The 20,504-nt window shown below is 37.1% G+C and carries 14 protein-coding genes; 8 read left to right on the top strand and 6 right to left on the bottom strand.

The window, feature by feature from the left end; genetic code table 11:
• Window positions 1–35: 35 nt before the first annotated feature.
• From OQZ33_RS00610 to ruvX, 4 genes are all read right to left on the bottom strand, one after another.
• Window positions 36–878, bottom strand: a complete 843-nt coding sequence (locus OQZ33_RS00610) for a glucosaminidase domain-containing protein (protein WP_265797114.1) — start codon at window positions 876–878, stop codon at window positions 36–38.
• Window positions 879–941: 63 nt separating this feature from the next.
• Entirely contained in the window at window positions 942–1,613 is a 672-nt protein-coding gene (locus OQZ33_RS00605; RefSeq protein ID WP_265797113.1) for a glucosaminidase domain-containing protein, read from the bottom strand.
• Window positions 1,614–1,778: 165 nt separating this feature from the next.
• Window positions 1,779–2,414, bottom strand: coding sequence for an O-methyltransferase (locus OQZ33_RS00600; RefSeq protein ID WP_265797112.1), 636 nt, complete (start codon window positions 2,412–2,414; stop codon window positions 1,779–1,781).
• Between the two features lie 8 nt (window positions 2,415–2,422).
• A complete protein-coding gene (gene ruvX, locus OQZ33_RS00595; RefSeq protein ID WP_265797111.1) occupies window positions 2,423–2,839 on the bottom strand; it encodes a Holliday junction resolvase RuvX in 417 nt (138 codons plus the stop codon).
• 311 nt (window positions 2,840–3,150) lie between these two features.
• On the opposite strand from ruvX, the gene OQZ33_RS00590 reads away from it, so the two are divergent.
• The 3 genes from OQZ33_RS00590 to OQZ33_RS00580 are packed head-to-tail and all read left to right on the top strand — an operon-like array spanning window position 3,151 to window position 6,280.
• Window positions 3,151–4,299, top strand: coding sequence for an ATP-binding protein (locus tag OQZ33_RS00590; protein ID WP_265797110.1), 1,149 nt, complete (start codon window positions 3,151–3,153; stop codon window positions 4,297–4,299).
• A gap of 3 nt (window positions 4,300–4,302) precedes the next feature.
• On the top strand, window positions 4,303–5,823 hold the full coding sequence (gene ricT, locus OQZ33_RS00585) for a regulatory iron-sulfur-containing complex subunit RicT (protein WP_265797109.1): 1,521 nt from the start codon (window positions 4,303–4,305) through the stop codon (window positions 5,821–5,823).
• Window positions 5,792–6,280 carry a gliding motility lipoprotein GldH gene (locus tag OQZ33_RS00580; protein WP_265797108.1) on the top strand — a complete coding sequence of 163 codons (489 nt, stop codon included), beginning with the start codon at window positions 5,792–5,794 and terminating at the stop codon, window positions 6,278–6,280. Before ricT ends, OQZ33_RS00580 begins: the two co-directional genes overlap by 32 nt.
• 189 nt (window positions 6,281–6,469) lie before the next feature.
• Here OQZ33_RS00580 and OQZ33_RS00575 read toward each other — a convergent pair whose 3' ends face one another.
• The gene (locus tag OQZ33_RS00575; protein WP_265797107.1) at window positions 6,470–7,771 is read right to left on the bottom strand and encodes a UDP-N-acetylmuramoyl-tripeptide--D-alanyl-D-alanine ligase; all 1,302 of its coding nucleotides are present in this window, start codon (window positions 7,769–7,771) and stop codon (window positions 6,470–6,472) included.
• A gap of 87 nt (window positions 7,772–7,858) precedes the next feature.
• Between OQZ33_RS00575 and OQZ33_RS00570 the strand changes: the two genes are divergently transcribed.
• The 4 genes from OQZ33_RS00570 to OQZ33_RS00555 all read left to right on the top strand — a co-directional run bounded on the left by OQZ33_RS00570 (window position 7,859) and on the right by OQZ33_RS00555 (window position 15,758).
• The gene (locus OQZ33_RS00570) at window positions 7,859–10,354 is read left to right on the top strand and encodes a M14 family metallopeptidase (protein ID WP_265797106.1); all 2,496 of its coding nucleotides are present in this window, start codon (window positions 7,859–7,861) and stop codon (window positions 10,352–10,354) included.
• A 197-nt stretch (window positions 10,355–10,551) separates the two neighbouring features.
• Window positions 10,552–13,695 carry a SusC/RagA family TonB-linked outer membrane protein gene (locus OQZ33_RS00565; protein WP_265797105.1) on the top strand — a complete coding sequence of 1,048 codons (3,144 nt, stop codon included), beginning with the start codon at window positions 10,552–10,554 and terminating at the stop codon, window positions 13,693–13,695.
• 25 nt (window positions 13,696–13,720) lie between these two features.
• Complete coding sequence (locus OQZ33_RS00560; RefSeq protein WP_265797104.1) at window positions 13,721–15,229, top strand: SusD/RagB family nutrient-binding outer membrane lipoprotein; 1,509 nt, start codon at window positions 13,721–13,723, stop codon at window positions 15,227–15,229.
• A gap of 13 nt (window positions 15,230–15,242) precedes the next feature.
• Window positions 15,243–15,758 carry a hypothetical protein gene (locus OQZ33_RS00555; protein ID WP_265797103.1) on the top strand — a complete coding sequence of 172 codons (516 nt, stop codon included), beginning with the start codon at window positions 15,243–15,245 and terminating at the stop codon, window positions 15,756–15,758.
• Between the two features lie 331 nt (window positions 15,759–16,089).
• Here the strand turns inward: OQZ33_RS00555 and OQZ33_RS00550 are convergent, their stop codons facing one another.
• The gene (locus tag OQZ33_RS00550; RefSeq protein WP_265797102.1) at window positions 16,090–16,773 is read right to left on the bottom strand and encodes a hypothetical protein; all 684 of its coding nucleotides are present in this window, start codon (window positions 16,771–16,773) and stop codon (window positions 16,090–16,092) included.
• A 565-nt stretch (window positions 16,774–17,338) separates the two neighbouring features.
• Between OQZ33_RS00550 and OQZ33_RS00545 the strand changes: the two genes are divergently transcribed.
• Window positions 17,339–20,497 (top strand): SusC/RagA family TonB-linked outer membrane protein, encoded by a 3,159-nt coding sequence (locus OQZ33_RS00545; protein WP_265797101.1) that lies wholly within the window; start codon window positions 17,339–17,341, stop codon window positions 20,495–20,497.
• Window positions 20,498–20,504 lie beyond the last annotated feature (7 nt).

Genomic DNA, 20,504 nt, shown 5'->3' with positions numbered 1-20,504 from the left:
TACAAATATCTGCCAGGCAATGTTTAGTATTAACATTATTTAACCTTGAGCACCTGGCCAAGTTTAATTCCATCTGTAGTCATTTCGTTCAGCATTTTAAGTTCATCAACTGATAAATTGAAACGTTTGGCAATATTATAAAGGGTATCGCCTTTTATAACCGTGTAGGTTCCATCGGCAATAATTGGTTTTGCTCCTGGCGGCGGGGTATCAACGGGCGTAAATTTCTTTTTTTCCTGCGGTATATTTTGGTTAATTTCTGCAAAAACGCGATCTTCGCGAGCTATTTTCTGTTTCTCGCTTTCCGACTGATCGTATTGATAAAGCTGATATTTTTCGATCATGTTAATCAGCAGGTCAGGATATTTTGGATTGGTGGCGTAACCAGCAGTTTTTAAGCCTTGAGCCCAGCTTTTGTAATCGTTTTTATCCAGTTGGAATAAAAAACTATAACGCTTACGCTTCAAGAATTCCGAGTGATCTCTGAAAGATTCCCGTGCATCTTTATACACTCTGAAACAATCATTTTTTTGATCGTCATCACGAAAATAATTTTTTCCTTTCCAGTCCGAGGTACATTTAATACCGAAGTGATTATTTGCATATTTAGCCAAATCGCTATTTCCGCTACCTGATTCCAGAATACCCTGTGCCAAAGTAATACTCGCTGGAATACCATCCGAATTCATTTCCTCAATGGCGACTGCTTTAAACTCATCGATATAGCTTAAAGTGTTGTAGCTTTTATAACTATTGTTATTGGCTTTGTTAGCCGCTTTTTCAATTTGCTTGTTGTTTTTCGAAAACTTCCGTGAACTGCAAGAACTGGCCAAAACGATGAGGAGAAATAGAAATGATAAGCGAAAGGATGAATGCATTATATAATTATTGTTGATAATTGTTTAAGTAAAATTATGTTTAAGAGATAGCTTTTTTGAAACTTAAAACTTAATTCGTTGTCCTGGTTTTAGTCTGGCGGATTTAAGTCGATTCTTTTTCATCAGTGTTTTTACTGTTGTGCCTTTCTTTCTTGCAATGACACCGAGGTTGTCGCCGGCTTTTACAGTATAAAATCTTGATGTAGATCTTTTCTTGCGATGGTAAACAGGCGATTTATAAACAGGCGCTATATAATCTTCAGGGCGTTCATCGTATTGATAAAGATCGTATTTATCTACCATGGCAATAACCTGGCTAGCCCAGGTTCGGCTTCGGGCATAGCCAGATCTCTGTATTCCTCTAGCCCACCCTTTATAATCGTATCGATCGTATTTGCCAAATAGACCATTGAAAGGCGCTCGGGTTTCCATCAATTCTACAAAGTGATTATAAGATTCTTCGTCGCTTTCATAATCGCGGTAAGCAGAACGGATATCAGCATTATTGTTTGGCCCTTTAACGCCAAAATGGTTATTTAGATGCTGAGCAATCCGGCTGTTTCCAGCAGCAGATTCATGAATGGCAACCGCTAAAATAATGCTCGCCGGAATTTGATGATCACGCATTAACTCTTGCGCAACTTCCACATGTTCGGCAATATAATCTTCCGTGTCTTGTGCTTTGGCGGTAATTACACTTAAAAGTATAAGGCAAAAAGTAAATATATTTTTCATCAGTGTATAATTTGTTTTCATATTGATGAAGCTACCATGATTTTATTCATTTTGGTTTGGTTTGAAAAATCATGATGGTTTCATTTTTTTTCATTTGGTCGTCGTTGCCAGACCGCGAAGCAATCTGTCGAATGAGATTGCTTTGCGCCTGGTAATGACGAATTTTTATTTTTTCCGAATCACAAATAATCCGTCTCTAACAGGTAGTATTAGTTTTTCAACCCGTTCATCTTCAGTAATTTTATCATTAAAAATAGTAATATTCCGGGTGTCTTTATCTTGCTTCTCTTGCAGTACTTTTCCACTCCATAGCACATTATCAACAATGATAATTCCGCCGGGGCGAACGCGATCGAAAATCAAATCGTAATAGATGCCATTGTTTTTCTTATCCGCATCAATAAAAACGATGTCAAAAACTTCATCCAATTGATTTACAGTTTCAGTCGCATCTCCTATTATATATTTGATCTTGTCATTTAGCGGCGATTTGGCAAAATTGTTTCTGACCATATCTTCCAGTTCGGCATTAATATCCAGGGTGTAAATCACCCCATCGGGCATTAGTCCTTCTGCTAGGCAAAGGGTAGCATAACCCGTAAAAGTCCCTATTTCTAAAATTCTTTTTGGCGATACCATTTTGCTCAATATACTCAAAACCCGGCCTTGGTAGTGGCCAGAAAGCATTCTTGGCATTAAAACTTTAAGGTTGGTTTCGCGATCGATATGTTGAAGCAACTCACTTTCGGGTTCGCAATAATTAACAAGTAGTTGTTGTAAATCGTCGTTTATTAAGCTCATGTATTCGGTTATAAACGGTTTGTTTCCATAAAATATTGTAAAATAATGGTGGCGGCGATGGTATCCACCCGATCCTTATCCCTCCGATCCATCTTTTTTAAGCCACTTTGCATAATGGCCTGCTGTGCCATTTTGGAGGTAAAACGCTCATCAACCCAATGCTGGGGTACTGTTGGGAAAGATTTTTTAAGTAGCGTGGAAAAACCTTTAACATGTGGTTTTGATTCAGAATCTGATCCATCCATTTGCTTTGGATCGCCTAAAACAAATGCCTCGACTTGCTCCGCTAACATATACCTTTTGATATAGTCGATAATGTCTTTGGGATGGATAGTATCCAAGCCAGTCGCAATAATCTGCAAGGGATCGGTTACGGCAATGCCGATACGTTTAGTTCCATAATCAAAAGCGAGAATTCTTGCCATATAGTGTTTTGCCTGTGGCGCAATGCTTTGACCATTGCGAAAATTAAAAGCCCCAAAGGTAAGGTTTTTTGGTAAATGGGTTTTTGGAAGGAAAAGCGACTTCACTTGCTTTCCAGAGCCTAATGCAGCGTCATCCCGAAATTGGTCCAATTGGGAGAAAGCCCAAAGAGGGACCGAACGGATCAAAAGCATTACCGGAGCTTGATTTTCTAATTATTAAAATGTCGTTTTAATTTAAAAAATACAGTTCCGGAAAGAAGATCAGAATAACAAAGCTTCAATTCTCATATCTATTTCTTATTTTGCACCAAATGCAGTTTAAAGAAATCATCGGACAAGAGAAAATAAAGCAACAATTGGTGCAAACGGTTAAGGAAAACCGGGTGAGCCATGCCCAGCTTTTTTTATCGCCGGTTGGTTCTGGTGCGGTGGCATTGGCAATTGCTTATGCGCAATACATTAACTGTCAAAATAAAATGGAAAATGATAGCTGCGGAGAATGTTCAAGCTGTAGAAAGTATGAGCGGCTCATTCATCCCGACTTACATTTTTCTTATCCATTTTTTGCATCTGCCAGTACAAAAACTGCCGTAGATGTGCTGGAAGAATGGCGCAGTATGGTGATGCATGATCCGTATTTTGATATGGATATCTGGCGATCGAAACTCGATGCAGCCAACAAACAAGCAAATATTCCGATAGCCGAATGCCACGATATTATAAAAAAATTAAGCTATAAAGCTTTTGAAGCTGAAACGAAGGTTTTGATTATGTGGCTGCCTGAGTATTTGGATAAAGCTGGAAATGCATTGTTAAAACTCATTGAAGAACCACCTGCAAATACACTGTTTATTTTGATTGCACAAAGTCAGGATCAAATTTTAACTACTATATTGTCGAGAACGCAAATTGTTAAAATACCAAAACTTACCGGAACAGAGGTTACGGATTATTTGCTGAATTCAGGCAGCTTAACCGAGCATCAGGCGATAGATTACGCATTTCTGGCGGATGGAAATTTGATAGAGGCTAAGGCACTTGCCGCCGATACGCAAAGTGACAGCTCTGGTACCTTTACCAGTTGGCTTAGAAATGGTTTTAGCAACAAAGTGCCCGAATTGATAGATTTTACCGATGAGGCGGCAAAGTGGGGAAGGGAAAATCAAAAGAATTTTTTAAAGTACGGTGTAAATTATTTACGCGAATGTTGCTTAATTTTAAGTGGAGCAGAAGACCTGGTTAAACTGCCTCCGTTAACGCTTGAAACCGCAAAAAAGCTCAGCGCACATGTACTTACTTTACCAATGGCCGAAGCAATAATTGCTGAGTTGGAGAAAGCACATTACCATATCGAAAGAAATGCAAATCCTAAAATTCTGTTTTTAGATGTATCTTTACAGTTGGTAAAAATTATAAAGTTTAAAACGCTCCCTCAGGGGACTCAATATATATACAATTAGATTATGGGATGTGGAAGTTGTTCAACAGGTGGTGGTTGCACCCCTAATGGATGCAAAAGTAATGGCTCATGTGGCACCGGTGGATGCCAAACAATGGAAGTTCACGATTGGCTATCCAACCTGGATATGCCCTCAAGTTATAAACCTTTTCAGGTTACAGAAATAAAATTCAAAGGTTCAAGAAAAGAATTTTTCCTTAATACGGATAATATTTATTTGGAAATTGGCGAACTGGTTGCTGTTGAAGGACCAACCGGAGGTTTTGATGTTGGCCATGTATCATTAACAGGCGAATTGGTTCGCGTACAAATGAAACGACGCAAAACTTCTTTAGATCAGGTAGTCAAAAAAATCTATCGCAAAGCTACCGAAGCGGATGTAGAAAAATGGAACGCCGCCAAAGAGATGGAATGGGAAACCATGCACAAAGCCCGTAAACTGGCTTTGGATCTTCGTTTGCAAATGAAGATTAGCGATGTGGATTACCAGGCTGATAAAACAAAGGCAACTTTCTTTTACACGGCTGATGGTCGTGTCGATTTTCGCGAGCTGATTAAAAAAATGGCTGAAAGTTTCCGGATCCGTATTGAAATGCGCCAAATAGGAATGCGCCAGGAAGCTGGTCGTTTAGGTGGAATTGGTTCATGTGGACGCGAATTGTGCTGCTCTACCTGGTTAACCAATTTTAAAACGGTTTCTACTGCTGCTGCCCGTTATCAAAACCTTTCTTTAAATACGTTGAAGCTTGCCGGTCAGTGCGGAAAGTTGAAATGTTGTTTAAATTATGAGCTGGATACCTATTTAGATGCGCTGAAGGATATTCCTGACCGCATTGAGAATTTAGATACTGAAGCGGGTTATGCCCGTCACCAGAAAACCGATATTTTTAAGAAAATAATGTGGTTTAGTTATCAGGGTGATGAAAACTGGATTCCGGTTAAGGCCGCTCGGGTTAAGGAAATCATGGTGATGAACAAGGCTGGTAAAAAAGCGCCAAACCTTAAAGAAGAAGCTGTTCAGATTGCTGCTCCGGTAGTGGTTGAAAAATCATTCGATTACGAAAACGTGGTGGGCCAGGATAGTTTAACCCGTTTGGATGAACGTTCGAGAGGGAAAAATAATCAAAACAGGAATTCTAAAAATCGCAATAATAAAAACGATAACAGAAGAGAGCGTGTTTCGGTTGGCGAAAAAAGTAGTGAGCCTGGTAACAGGTCGCAGCAGAATGCTCAGAAGCCTCAACAAGGTGCTAAGCCTCAAAATGCTGGTGCAAAACCTCAGCATATCAATCAAAGAAACCAACCGCAAGCGGTGCCAAAACCTGCTCATGTTAACGGACCAAAACCGCAAAATGCCGGACCGAAACCTCAGCAGCAGAAACCCATAGTTAAGGCAGAAGGAACTCAAAATATTGAAGGTGCGAAGCCTGAGCAAAGTAAAAACAAGAACAGAAATAACCGTAGAAAAAATAATAACCGCCGAAACAATACAAATGGCTCCGAGAATAAACCAGCTTCTGAATAAACCAGCGTTTTTATGGAGCTTTCTGTTGGTTGCATCGTTTTTTACAGGATGTACCTCGAGTGTTATTGATAGCAATGTGGAAATTCCCGACCGAAAATGGTCTTATCGCAATCATATTAAAACTGCATTTGAAATAAAAGATAATACAAAAGCTTACCATGTTTATTTTAAGTTAAGGCACACCGCTGAATACAAATATTCAAATATTTTTATTCTGGCTCATTTTAAAGATGGAAAAGCGATGGTCAATCAACGGTTCGAATTTCAATTGGCTAAAAAAGATGGAGAATGGTTAGGTAGTGGGTCAGGAAATTTATTCAGTTATACCTTGCCGTTATTAGAAAATCATCGTTTCCCGAGAAAAGGAAAATTTGAGATCGAAATTGAGCAAAATATGCGTGATAATCCTTTAGTCGAAGTTAGTGACGTTGGTATTTTAGTGGAGGAGGTTGAATAGCATCCAGTGCTTGCTGCCTGATTTTTGAATATGAAAAGTAAACCATAAGCATTGTACAGAAATGTGTGGCGCTTTTTTTTCGCAACATCCCAAACATATCTTTGAATTCCGTTGTAAATTCTACATTCGTTTTTTACCCCACTTTGTTTTCTCTGCGTATTTTGCAGTAATTACTTTTCGTTCAGATGCTTACAAATATTCCAATAAACTTTCGAGCTTCATTCCCCGTGATCCTTTGAGTAAAATCAGATTAGTTTCTATTTTGTTTTCTCCTAAATACGTTGCTGCTAAGGCAGGCGTTTCAAAAAATATACCCTCAAAGCTATCTTTAAAAGCATAAAAATGGCTTCCTATAAAAATAATCTTGTTCAAACCGCTTTGAATAGCTTGTTTCGCGACTAATTCGTGTTGCATAGCCGATTCTGGCCCAAGCTCAAACATATCACCTAAAATGGCAGTTTTTTTATCGGCAGATAATACAGAAATGTTATGTAAAGCCGCCATCATACTGCTTGGATTAGCATTGTAAAAATCACAAATAACGGTATTGCTATCAGTTTTTGTTAACTGAGAGCGATTATTTTTTGGTTGATAGTTAGCAAGCCCACTATTAATATCTTCTGGACTCATGTCAAAAAAATCGCCAATGCAAATTGCAGCCAGAACATTTTCAAAATTATAACTGCCTGTCAAATTGGTTTTTACTGCCGTTGAAACCTCGTGATTTGTCCATTCAACCTCAATAAATGGATCACTGCTTTTTAACATTCCTTTTATGGTATTGCCATTTTCTGTGCCGTAATAAATAAGTTTACTTAGCCCGGCTTGAGCACTCATTTCCAATAAATAAGCATTATCTCTATTAATAAAAGTATAGCCATTGGTTTCTTTAAGATAAGCATAAAGTTCTGCTTTGCCTTTCTTTACGCCTTCAAAACCGCCAAACCCATCTAAATGCGCCATGCCTACGTTAGTAATAATGCCGTGAGTAGGTAGGGCAATAGTACAAAGCAACTCTATTTCTTTCTGATGGTTTGCACCCATTTCTATCACCGCAATTTCAACTTCGTTAGCAATGGCTAAGATGGAAAGTGGAACGCCAATGTGGTTATTTAGATTGCCAGATGTTGCAAAAGTTTTATATCGCTCTGCTAAAACAGCATTAACCAATTCTTTACTCGTTGTTTTTCCGTTGCTCCCTGTTAAACCAATCACTGGGATATTTAATTGTTTGCGGTGGTGCCGAGCTAAATCCTGCAAGGTGAGAAGAACATCATCAACCAATAAACATTTTTTATTTATAGCATACTCTTGCTCATCTACCACAGCAAAAGATGCACCTTTCTCAATAGCTTGTGCTGCAAAACCATTCGCGTTAAAATTATCGCCTTTCAAGGCAAAAAAGATACAGCCCTCAGAAATATTTCTGGTATCAGTTGAGATAAGGGGATTGTTAAGGAAGTGCTGGTATAACTCGGCTGTGGTAATCATCTTTATCGGTAATAATTATGCTGTAAAATTAAGGTTTAGCATTAACAAAAAGCAAAATTAGTACATTAGATAAAATTTAATTGTTTTATGAAAAAAAGCATAACGTTCTGTCTGATTTTTATAGGTTCTGTTTTGGTTTTAAATGCCCAAATTAAATCGCCTGATGAGTTTTTAGGTTATGAACTTGGTGCACATTTTACGCCACATTATAAAGTAGCCGATTACTTTAAACAAATTGCTGTTGCTTCTCCAAAAAACGTTAAATTAATTGAATACGGAAAAACAAATGAAGGTAGACCGCTATTGGTTGCCGTAATATCGGCGACTGAAAACATTGCCCGATTAGAACAAATTAGAACAAATAACTTAAAGCTATCTACTGGCGCAGATAATACAGTTGATATAAAAGCCCAACCTGCCATCGTTTGGTTGAGCTACAATGTGCACGGAAACGAAGCAAATTCTACTGAAACTGCCATGAAACTGCTTTATACGCTTTCTTCGGGCAAAAACGTGGAGGCCAATAATTGGTTAAAAAATACAGTAGTAGTTATAGATCCGTGTTTAAATCCTGATGGAAGAGACCGTTATGTAAATTACTTTAATAGTGTGGTGGGCAAAACACCAAATTCTGATCCCGCTTCCCGGGAGCACATTGAACCATGGCCAGGTGGAAGGCCAAATCATTATTACTTTGATTTAAACCGAGATTGGGCTTGGCAAACCCAATTGGAAAGTAAACAGCGTTTAGCGCTTTATAATGATTGGATGCCTCAGGTTCATGTGGATTTTCATGAACAAAGCTATAATGAGCCCTATTATTTTGCGCCAGCGGCCGAACCCGTTCATCAGGATATTACCCCTTGGCAAAGAAGCTTTCAAGTGGTTGTAGGGAAAAATAATGCTAAGTATTTCGATGCTGCAGGTTGGCAGTATTTTACCAAAGAACGGTTCGACTTACTCTACCCCTCTTATGGCGATACTTACCCCTTGTATAACGGCTCAATCGGTATGACTTATGAGCAAGGAGGAATCAGGGCAGGTTTATCTGTGGTTACAAACGATGGTGATACACTTACGTTGAAAGACAGAATTGCCCATCATTTCGCTACCGGCATGTCAACGGTCGAAGTATCTTCGCAAAATCAGACTAAGTTAATGGAGGAATATAAAAAATACTTCCGGCAAGAATTGATAGCAGCTCCGGGAGCTTACAAAACCTATATCATTAAGGCAAGTAATATTTCCAGATTGAAAAAACTGGCGGAACTGCTGAGCAAAAATAAAATTCAGTTTGCTTATGGCGCTGAGAAAACGGGTAGAGGGTATGACTACGATACACAAAAAGAGGAGAATTTCTCGACTGAGCGAAATGATTTGATTGTAAATATTCAACAACCCCGAGCGGTATTGGCCAATGTTTTGCTGGAGCCCCAAACTTTTGTTACCGACTCAAACACCTATGATATAACAGCTTGGGCGCTGCCTTATGTATATGGTTTGAAAGCTTATGCCAGTAAAGAAAGTTTTAAAGGGAAATACGCTGATCTATCTGTTGCCGACCCAACTTCTAACGACATTGACAGACCCCTGGCTTGGTTATTTTCCTGGGGATCAGCTGAAGATGCTGGTGTTTTAATTAGTTTACAGAAAGAAAATATAAAAGTGAGGCAGTCAGATCAAGCCTTTACTGTCGCTGGCAGAGATTACCCTGCCGGAACATTAATTGTTTTAAGAACTGAAAACGAAAAGGTAGTTAAGGGGTTAAAAGATAAGGTTGTAGCGGTGGCGAAGAAATTTGATAAACCTGTACGAGGCATAACCAGTGGTTTTGTAGAAAAGGGGAAAGACTTTGGTTCGAATGTTTATCCTATTTTAAAACAGCCTAAAATTGCAATCGCATCGGGAAATGAGGTTTCTTCTCTAGCTTTTGGCGAGACATGGTTTTATTTGGAGCACGATTTAAATCTATCACCAAGTATTATTAATGCAAAAGATATCAATAATTTGGATATCAATAAGGTCAATACCTTAATTCTTCCTGATGGAAGTTATGGTTCTTTTATAGGTGACGGCTTAACCGCCTGGTTAAATAAAGGAGGAAAATTGATTTTAATGGAGGATGCAATAGAGAGCGTTCTGGAGAAAAAAGGTTTTGATATTAAAAAGAAGGAAGCAGTAGTTAAAAAGGATGAAAAACCGGAACCAAGCAAACTTCTGTTTAAAAATAAAGATAAAGATGATTTCGAATTTGCCATTCCAGGAGCAATCTATAAAGTAAATTTAGATGCATCTCACCCCTTCTCCTACGGTTTGGGTAAATTTTACTATACTTTAAAAACGGATCGCAAAATTTATGAACCTTTTACGAAGGGTTGGAACGTTGGTCAGGTAAATGATAAAAGTTTAATGGCTGGTGTAGTCGGTAAAAAAGTAAGAGAAGAGCTGAAATCTGGATTATTAATTGGTGTTCAGGATTTTGGTAAAGGCCAGGTAGTTTATCTGGCAAATGATCCTCTTTTTAGAAACTTTTGGGAAGGTGGCAAGACACTTTTCGGGAATATTCTATTTTGTAGTTATTAATGCTACACAAAACCAACATTATGTGAGCGCTATGTTAATCTGATATAGCTTTTTGTTGGATTTATTAACATTTAAAAGGTGGTTTTGTCATATTTTAAGCGGAATGTTAAAAATTGTTAAAATAAATTTGGTGGTGTAGCCAACTAACTATATTTTAGCACATTATTATTAATCATTAACTAACCTATTTTCAAATTATGAAAAAACTTCTACAAAGTTTGTTCATTCTTATGTTCGTTGCGTTCGGCGCAATGGCACAAGAAAGAACAATTACTGGTACAGTTACTTCTGCGGACGACAAATTACCTATTCCGGGAGTAAGTGTAAGAGTAAAAGGTACCACAACTGGTACAGTTACAGATGCAAATGGTAAATATTCCGTAAGAGTTGCGTCAGGATCTACACTTGAATTTTCTTACATCGGTTACACAGCACAAAGTAAAAGTGTTGGTACCTCAACAAGCTTAAATGTAGTCTTGCAATCTGATTCTAAGGCCCTAACTGAGGTTGTTGTAACAGCATTAGGTATTTCTAGACAAAAGAAAGACCTTGGATATGCAGCTACAACAGTTACAAGTAAAGAGATTACACAAGCAAAAGCTGTAAACGCTGTTAATGGTTTACAAGGGAAAGTTTCTGGTATGAACATTACTACCACTAACAGTGGTGTATTTGAGAACGTAAAGATTAACCTTCGTGGTATTCGCTCTTTGACGGGAAATAATAATCCACTTTTGTTATTAGACGGTGTTCAGTCAGATATTAATTATCTTTCTTCTATTAACCCTAATGATATCGAGTCGGTTAACGTGCTTAAAGGCTCTGCAGGTGCTGCACTTTACGGTCCTGATGCAAGAAATGGTGTTATCGTAGTAACTACTAAAAAAGGATCGAGAGACGATAAGCCAGTGATTACGTTGAGTAACTCCACTCAATTTACAAACATTTCATTTTTTCCTAAATTTCAAGAGAAATTTGGTCTTGGTGGAAGTGGAGAGTACATTCCATACGAAAACTGGTCATGGGGACCAGCATTTGATGGTTCAACTGTAGAACTAGGTCATGAGTTACCTGACGGGACTATACAGACAACCGAATATAGCCCAAATAATGAACGTAAAGAATTTTTTAACACTGGTGTAACGATGCAAAATGACGTTTCATTCGCAGCAAAAGATTTTTACTTAAGTTTTCAGGATGCAAATATTAAAGGTATAGTGCCTGATGACAAAAACAGAAGAACTGGAATTAGACTAAATGTTGCTAAAGAATACGGCAAATTTAAAGTTGGTTTCAATACAAATTATAGTCAACAAAACTATAATGTTTTTGACGATGCAGCAATGTCGAGTTACAATGCGGCAAACAACGTAGGTTTAAATGGTGGGTTAATGAATTTAATTTTTAATACACCTGCTTATGTACCACTAACATCATATAAAGATTTTAATGGCAACAAATTTGCTACCTACAACAACTATTTTACAGATTATGGCTTAAACCCTTATTTTGCACTTGATAACTGGCGCAAAGAAGGTAAGAGAGAAGATTTGATCAGTAATTTAGAATTAAACTTCAAAGCTACAGACTGGTTAAATTTAACTTATCGTGCTGCAATCACAACACAATCAATTAACGAGAGAAGAAGCTCAAAAGGTGAAATTCCTGATGCATTTGGTTTATCAAGATCATTTAAATTGATTCCAGGTGCTATTGAAGAAAGAGCGTTTAAAAATACGCGATTGTCTTCAGAGGCTTTCGCCGCAGTTAACAAGCAACTAGGTAGCGACTTTAAATTAACGGCTATTGTTGGTACCTACTTACGTCAAGATGAAGCGAGAGATAATAGATTAGGAGCAACCAGTTTAGTGGTTCCTGAATTATTTAACGTTGGAAACCGTGTTGGCCAACTAACAGGTTCTTCTCCTTATCAAAAATCAAGATTATTAGGTATTTATGGTAGTGCTGGTTTAAACTACAAAGGATGGGCTAACATCGAGGTTACAGGACGTAATGATCAGACATCAGTTTTAGGTCTTCAGAATAATTCATTCTTCTATCCTGGTGTAAGTGGTGCTGTAGTGTTAAGTGATGCTATCGAAGCATTAAAAAATAACAAAGTACTTTCGTATTTGAAATTGAGAGGTGCTTGGAACAAAACAGGTAATGCTGATATTTCACCATATTTATTAGCTGCTACTTTTTCACAACCAACAGGATTTCCTATCGGAACACTTCCAGGTTACACTGCCAACAATACAACTTATGACGCTAATTTAAAACCTGAATTCATTGAAAGTTTTGAAGCTGGTTTAGAGGCAGGTTTCTTAAATGGAAGACTTAGTTTAGAAGGAACATACTTCAACCAGAAAATGACTGATCAGATTATTCCGATTAACGTGTCAGCTTCATCAGGTTACACTAGCGCATTCGTAAATGCGGCAGCATTTGATAATAAGGGATTTGAATTAGATTTGAAATTAACTCCTCTTGTTGATTTAGGAGAAGTTAGAGTAAATTTGAGAGCAAATGCAACCTATAATACAACTAACATTACTCAGATTTATGCTGGTTTACCAGAAGTGTTAATTGGTGGTTATACCAATTCTGCTAACTATGCTGTCAATGGATATCCAGCTTTCGTTATTAAAGCTACTGATTATGTTAGAGACCCTGATGGAAGAGTAGTTGTAAGTCCTACTACAGGCTTACCAACACAAGATCCAACAACAAAAATCTTTGGTCAAACAATGCCAAAATGGATTTTAGGTTTGAATCCTTCAGTAAGTTGGAAAGGATTGAATGTATCTGCTTTATTTGAATACAAAACAGGTCATTATGCTTACCATGATATTGGTCAGGCTATGGCTTGGACTGGTGTAGGTTATGAAACTGCTAGCAATAATCGCTCGCCTTTTGTTTTCCCTAATTCATCTATTAGAAATACGGACGGAAGTTATTCCCCTAACACCAATGTTGCCATCAATAGCAACGAAAACTTCTATACTGGTGTTTACAGAAACGTAGGTACTAACTTTTTAACAAGTGCAGCATCATGGAGACTTAGAGAGGTATCTATTGGTTATGATATTCCAGTGAAAATCTTAGGTAACCAAAATGTTATCAAAGGATTGTCAGTAGCTTTAACTGGAAGAAACTTAGCATTGTGGCTACCTAAAACAAATATCTACACTGACCCAGATTTTACGTACACAGATACAAATACTTCATTTGGTGCTGGAAGTTCTGGTACAGCTACAAGTAATCGTAATGGTATTAGTGATTCAAGTATTAACCCTCCAACACGTACTTTTGGTGGTAACATCACTATAACTTTTTAATACAAGGAAATAAAGAGATAAGAAAATGAAAAAGATTATATACGCCTTTACGCTGTTATTCCTAGTGATGACAGGTTGTAAAAAAAGTTTCTTTGATATCAATCAAAATCCCAATTCACCAACTGAAGGTTCAATTACAGCACAATTGTTGCTTCCTTCAGCGCTTACCCGTACTGCAGCAAAGATGGCAACATCCTATAATTACGCTGCAATGTGGATGGGCTATTGGACTCGTTCGGGTACTTATGGCCCAAGTGTGGAGCAAGAATCTTATGCAATCACCACTACATTCGGTGCTGGTCAATGGACGGCCACGAACACTGGATGGTATGACATTTTATTTGATGCCAGCCTGATGGAGAAAAAAGGTTTAGCTTCAGGGGAGACTTTTTATGTGGGAGCTTCTAAAGTGATTAAGTCGATCGGCTTTATGTATTTGGTGGATCAGTTTGGAAATGTACCATATTCTAAAGCCTTCGATTTCCAGAATAACATTCTTCCTGCTTATGATAAGGGTGAAGATATTTATGCAGACCTTTTAGTTAAATTGGATGAGGCAGCTAAAACATTCGCATCTGCAAATGTTACTGCAGAAATGAGAGCAGCAGACGTTCTATTTAAAGGGGATTTAACTAAATGGAGAAAGTTGGTTAATACTCAAAGACTGAAATTATTAATCCACCAATCTGAGTACTTAAGTGCAGCCGCAGTAAGTGCTGAAATTGCTAAAATTAATGCTGATGGTAGTGGTTTTATTGCAAGCGGAGGTACTGCAAGCGTAAATCCTGGTTATGCTATTATTAGGGATCAACAAAACCCGTTTTGGGGGGCTTATAAATTAACTGAGCTTGGTGCTGTAGTTGACGATTATAACCGTGCTAACAATTACATCTTAGGTAAATTTAGAAATAACGCTGATATTCGTTATCAATATGTATTTAGCAGAGCAGCTACACCTTTAAATGGTAATATTTATTATGGTTATAATTATGGTGAGACGATACCGAATAGCGATCCAAAAGCGATCAATTCTTCTGATGTTGCCGGTCCAGGTTTAGCCAAAAGCGCAACTCAAGATCAATGGTTGTTTACATCTGTAGAAAGCCTTTTCTTACAGGCAGAGGCTATCCAAAGAGGATGGATTCCAGGAACTCCTGAAACTGCTTATAGAGCTGCCGTTCAAGAATCGTTCGTTTGGCTTGGTGTTACTAATGCAGTTGCTACAGCGACAACTTACCTAGATCAGAATGCCAATCCATTAGTTTCATGGTCTCTGGCTACTGATAAAGTACGTCTTATAGATATGCAGAAATATATGGCTTTGATCGGGATAAATAATTTTGAGGCTTATGTTGATTATAGAAGACTTGGCGTACCTAGTGATCTTCCTTTATCGTTGTCTCCAAGTAGAGGTGGAAATGTTATACCAACTCGTTTGTTGTATCCTCAATCGGAGTATAATACAAACGCTGCAAACGTTGCCGCACAAGGTGTTATCAACGCTCAAACTTCAAAGATATTCTGGGATAAATAATAAGAAAGCAAAAATGAAAAAACACTCAATTATACTTTCCCTTGTAGTCTTAACAATGGGACTTTCATCTTGTTTAAAAGATGATCTAGTAAGTGATCAAAAATATGGTATGATCAACGTGGGGACAACTGGCGCATATGATGGTATCTATACTATAGGAGCTGGCAGTTCTGTTCAAAGATATTCTGCTCCTAATGTACCAACAGTGGGCGATGCTTTAAATGGTAGTCTTGAAGGTAAACCAAATTTAACCTTATCTGCAATTGATGCAAATACAGTTCAGATTGCAACATTAACTTGGGCGACTGGTGCGGCTCTTGCAGGAATTGATCGTCTTCAAGCTGTTATAGATCCAGCAACAAATCTTGTTACAATGAAATCCCTTACAAATTTGACTTTGAAAAATGTTTCTGGCAAAGTTAATAAGTACGACCCAGCGACTAAAACATTTACCTTAAATTTCGATTGGAATCAAACTACTGCACCTAGGGCGGTTTCTCTTGTTATCAGATATAAATCTGATAGATAATAGCTCGTTATAAATCACTTAATAAGTAAAGACCAATCTTTATTTAAGATGATATGCCCCCAATAGGTTAAAAGCCGATGGGGGCATTTTTATTTAGATACTTTAGGAAACAAGCTTATAATTGCTAATATACAACGGCGGAAACACAGGTGTTTGCGCCGTTATCATTTATAAATACTTAGGGGTACTGAATGCTAAAAGGAAGATACTAACAAATTGACAGCTTGTTATTGTGTGATTAGCCTTTCCAGTTTTGAAATTTATTAGCATTATAAAGTTTACTTAGCTTTAAATCTTTTTTTTATGGTGCTTATTCTCCATTTTGATACTATCACAAGCTATTATAGTAATCAATTAGCTTAGTTATGTCCTCATCTGTTTTCATCTTCAGATGATTTTTCTCTATAAATTCGTCTAGCATTTTGTGCTTAGAGTTTTCAAGTATAGCATAAATCTGTTTTTTATCTTTTTTTGCACTAATGAGCTTATCGTTGGCGAAGAAAAAATAACTATTAATCTGCTGTTTTTGCATAACGCTATATATCGCACCTGAAGCTCTTTCATCTACAGTTCTGACTTTAATGCTTTTCAAAAAAGTTATCTTTCCATTGGATAACACTTCATAGAAAGTGGATGTGTTGTTTCCCTCAAGAGCAGGGTAGCCACTTCGAAAATTTCGAATTACATTTTCTTTGCCTTCTGAAGCAATATTTAATGAAAATTCACTTACAGGAGTTTTGAACATCTGCGGAGTTCCGCTATCAGATTTAAAAATTGGTCTATTATTAACAATGTCATAAATAAGGAATATATTCCTGTATATAGAACCATTACTCAATCGAACCGCCCCCTTATTCCAACTTTGAATTAAATAGTCGGTATTGTTTTTTGCCGCAGTATTCTTGCCAGAATAATTAACATCATTATTTGCAAGGATAACATCGACGCCAATCTGCGCAACTGCATTTCCTATTGCTAAAGAAAAAAATACTATATGTAAAAGATATGACTTCATAATATTTATCGTGGGCTTATAAATTCTTTAATGATTCTAATCAAGATAAACATTTTATGTAGGTAATACAAATTGTTTCAGCTAGGTGTAATAGCAATGATTAATATGAAAACGGCCTAGGGCGTTCAATAGATATTATGCAGCGCGTAGTATTCCTGATATAACGGCTTGATAAGATTAGATCATAAAAATTAAAAACATTATTAAACCGCTAATTATAAATTAATATCTATTTATTACGACTTAAACGGTAAAACTAAGGTTTAAATGCACGATTTTTCAGTTTATATTCATTGTCTGTAGCAACTGAGATTCTTCTTAACAAAATATATCTAATGCTAAATTAATCTAATTGTATCTTTTTTAGTGTTTGAGTTTGTGAAATTGTCTTTTTTTTGGTTAATAATAATAAAATTTGCCGATTTAATTAACGTTCAGGCAATATATTTTATGTTTTGTATTCTTTTTAGGAAAATAATGTGATTCTTTTTATTATGTAAAATTTGCATTACGGATAACCAAACTTTATCTTAGACAAATATTATTAACTAAACTAAAAACTTTTATGAAAAAACTTTTACAAAGTTTGTTCATATTGCTGTTTATTGCGGGGACTGCAATAGCGCAAGAAAGAACAATCACTGGTACAGTTACGGGTAAGGAGGATGGGTTACCATTACCTGGCGTAAGTGTAAAAATCAAAGGTGCATCTGGTGGAACCACAACAGGTGCAAATGGTAAGTATACCCTTCGTGTAACTGGCAATGCTACAGCATTAGAGTTTACTTATATTGGCTATTCAGCTCAAACGAGAGCTATTGGCGCTGGAAATTCAATTGATGTGATGTTGGTAAGTGATGCTAAAACCTTAACAGATGTAGTTGTTACGGGTTATGGTACGATTCAACGAAAAAGCTTTACTGGTGCTTCATCAACTGTAAATGCAGCCCAAATAGCAAATAAACCTGTTCAAAGTTTTGGACAGGGATTGGTAGGACAAGCGACAGGAGTTAGCATTGTTCAGCCAAACGGTTTACTAAACAACCCGCCAGTGATACGTGTTAGGGGATTAAGTTCCTTATCTCTATCTTCATTTCCTTTGGTGGTTGTAGATGGTATCCCCATTTCAACTTCCAATACTTCACAGAACTCGGCGGCAAACAACCCATTAGGAGACATTAATCCAGAAGATATTGAAACTATCGATATTTTAAAAGATGCAGCTTCAACCGCAATTTATGGTTCTAGAGGTGCAGCCGGTGTACTAATTATCACTACAAAAAAGGGAAAACAAGGACAAACCAAATTCTCTTATGATGCTTGGGCAGGTGTTAGTAATGCAGTTAGACTTCCTGAAGTAATGGACGCAGGCCAGTATATCGCATATAAAAATCAAGCTGTAAAAAATTTGAAGGCAGTTAATCCAACTGCTACAGTTGTAACTGATGCCAATGGAAACAGCTTTTTCCCGAATCTACGTGCTGATGGTTCTGAGGTTAATACAAATTGGAATGATGTAATATACCGTTCAGCTGTAACTCAAAATCATAATGTTAGCTTAAGTAGCGCAACTGAAAAGACTTCATATTTTATCTCTGGTGGTCTATCTGATCAACAGGGATTTTTAAGAGGTAATAATTTCAAAAGATACACAGGTCGTGCTAATGTTATTCATCAAGCAACTAGTTTCTTAAAATTGAACATGAACTTGGCTTACACTAATACTTACAACCAAAGCCCTAATAGCGGTTCTGCCGCAGGAGGTGCATTCGCAAGTTCTGGTTTAGGAAGGTTAGCTTTTGCGCTTTCCCCAAATTTAAGACCTTTCAATGATGACGGTTCTTATAGCCTTAGCAACAATGGCACAGTTGGCAATGGCCCTAACTTAGTACCTACAAGCTGGTCTAATCCACAAGTTCTAATTGAAAGGGATAGAAATACTTCAGAAACAACAAGAATTATAGCTAATTTAGGTGCTGAAATTAAACTTACAAAAGATTTATCAGTAAAATCATCTTTTTCATGGGATAGAGGGAATACTGAAAATTACAGATTTTGGAATCCACTAAGTGGTGATGGATTTAGCACTACTGGTAGTGCATACAATAATAATAATCGTAGAAATAATAAAAACTTTATAAATACCATCAATTATAATAAAACCTTCGGGGGCTTACATAATTTGTCATTAATTGCTGGTAACGAAGCACAAAGTACTACATCTGACGATTGGGGCGCTCAAAGGACAACATTGTCAGATCCGTTTTACACACAATTTCAAGGTCAATTTACCAACAACACCGCTGCAGGAAATGGGTTAAATGCAACTGCATTAGAATCTTATCTAGCTATTGCTAACTATAATTTCGATAACAAATATTTTATTAATGGTAACTTCAGAAGGGATGGGAATTCTGGACTTTCACCAGAAAAAAGATGGGGTAATTTTGGGGGTGGATCTTTAGCTTGGGATGTTTCTAAAGAGGCTTTTTTCGCTAACTCTTCTTTAGCAAAAATAATTAGCAATTTACGTATCAGAGGAAGTTATGGCGTTGTGGGTAATGCCGCAGTTGGTGCTTATAACTTTTTTTCAACATATGATCCAACATTATACGGAGAAACAGGAACGGGTTTTCTATTCAATAGAGCTGGAAATGCAGATCTAGGCTGGGAGACTAGTAAACAAACAGATGTTGGTATTAACATTGCGTTTTTAAATAATAGGTTCTCATTAGAGGTAGATTATTTCAACAAAAATATTGATGGCTTAATTTTAAATGTTCCCCAGGCTCCATCAAAAGGTATTCCTGGAGGTTTCATTCGCTCAAATGTTGGTAGCATGTACAATAGAGGTTTTGAGTTTGCCTTAAATGCTGCTATATTCCGTGAAGGGAACTTTAAATGGAACTCGACCTTGAATTTTACAACTATCAAAAACATGGTAACCGCTCTGGATCCACAAATTACACAAATCTTAACAAGTACCAGTGATTTAGAACAAACCAGTATCACAATTCCAGGATATTCAGCTGCTCAAATATATGGTGTTAAAACAAATGGTGTTAACCCTGCAAACGGACGCCGTATTTTTGTTGATAGAACCGGAAGAGAAATTCAATACTTGCATCAAAGTGCCGGTAATGGTTATACTTATGTTGATAATGGCCTGGCTGCTCCATCTCCAGCGTCACAACAACAAATATTAGGCAATACACTTCCTACTTGGTATGGGGGTTTTAACAACAATATGAGCTATGGTAATTTTGATCTTTCACTAAACTTTACTTTTTCTGGTGGGAATTATATCTATAATGGCTCTCGTGCTGGTCTTTTAGATCAAAGGTTTTGGAACAATTCTGTAGAAGTTGTGAGTAATGCATGGTCTCCTACGAATACATCCGGAACAATTCCCTTCCCAGTTTTTAGTGATAATGTATCTAATGGTTCATCTTACTTAATTTCTGAGAATGTTGAGAAAGGTGACTTCTTAAGGTTACAAACTGCTACACTAGGATATAGATTACCTAAAACTATTTTTGGAAAATCTGGAATATCTAGCTTGAGAGTGTATGGTCAGGTTAACAATGCTTTCTTGATAACTGGATATACTGGGGTAGATCCTGAGATCTCTTCAAATGGTGATACAAATTTAGCAAGCGGTATTGAAAGAAATAGTATTCCACAAGGTAGGGTATTTACATTTGGTATCAGTTTGGGCTTATAATTTAATA

The sequence above is a fragment of the Pedobacter sp. MC2016-05 genome (assembly GCF_026239735.1).
Taxonomy (GTDB): domain Bacteria; phylum Bacteroidota; class Bacteroidia; order Sphingobacteriales; family Sphingobacteriaceae; genus Pedobacter.
The sequence above is the reverse complement of the archived record's forward strand: the minus strand, read 5'-3'. Positions and strand labels throughout refer to the sequence as shown.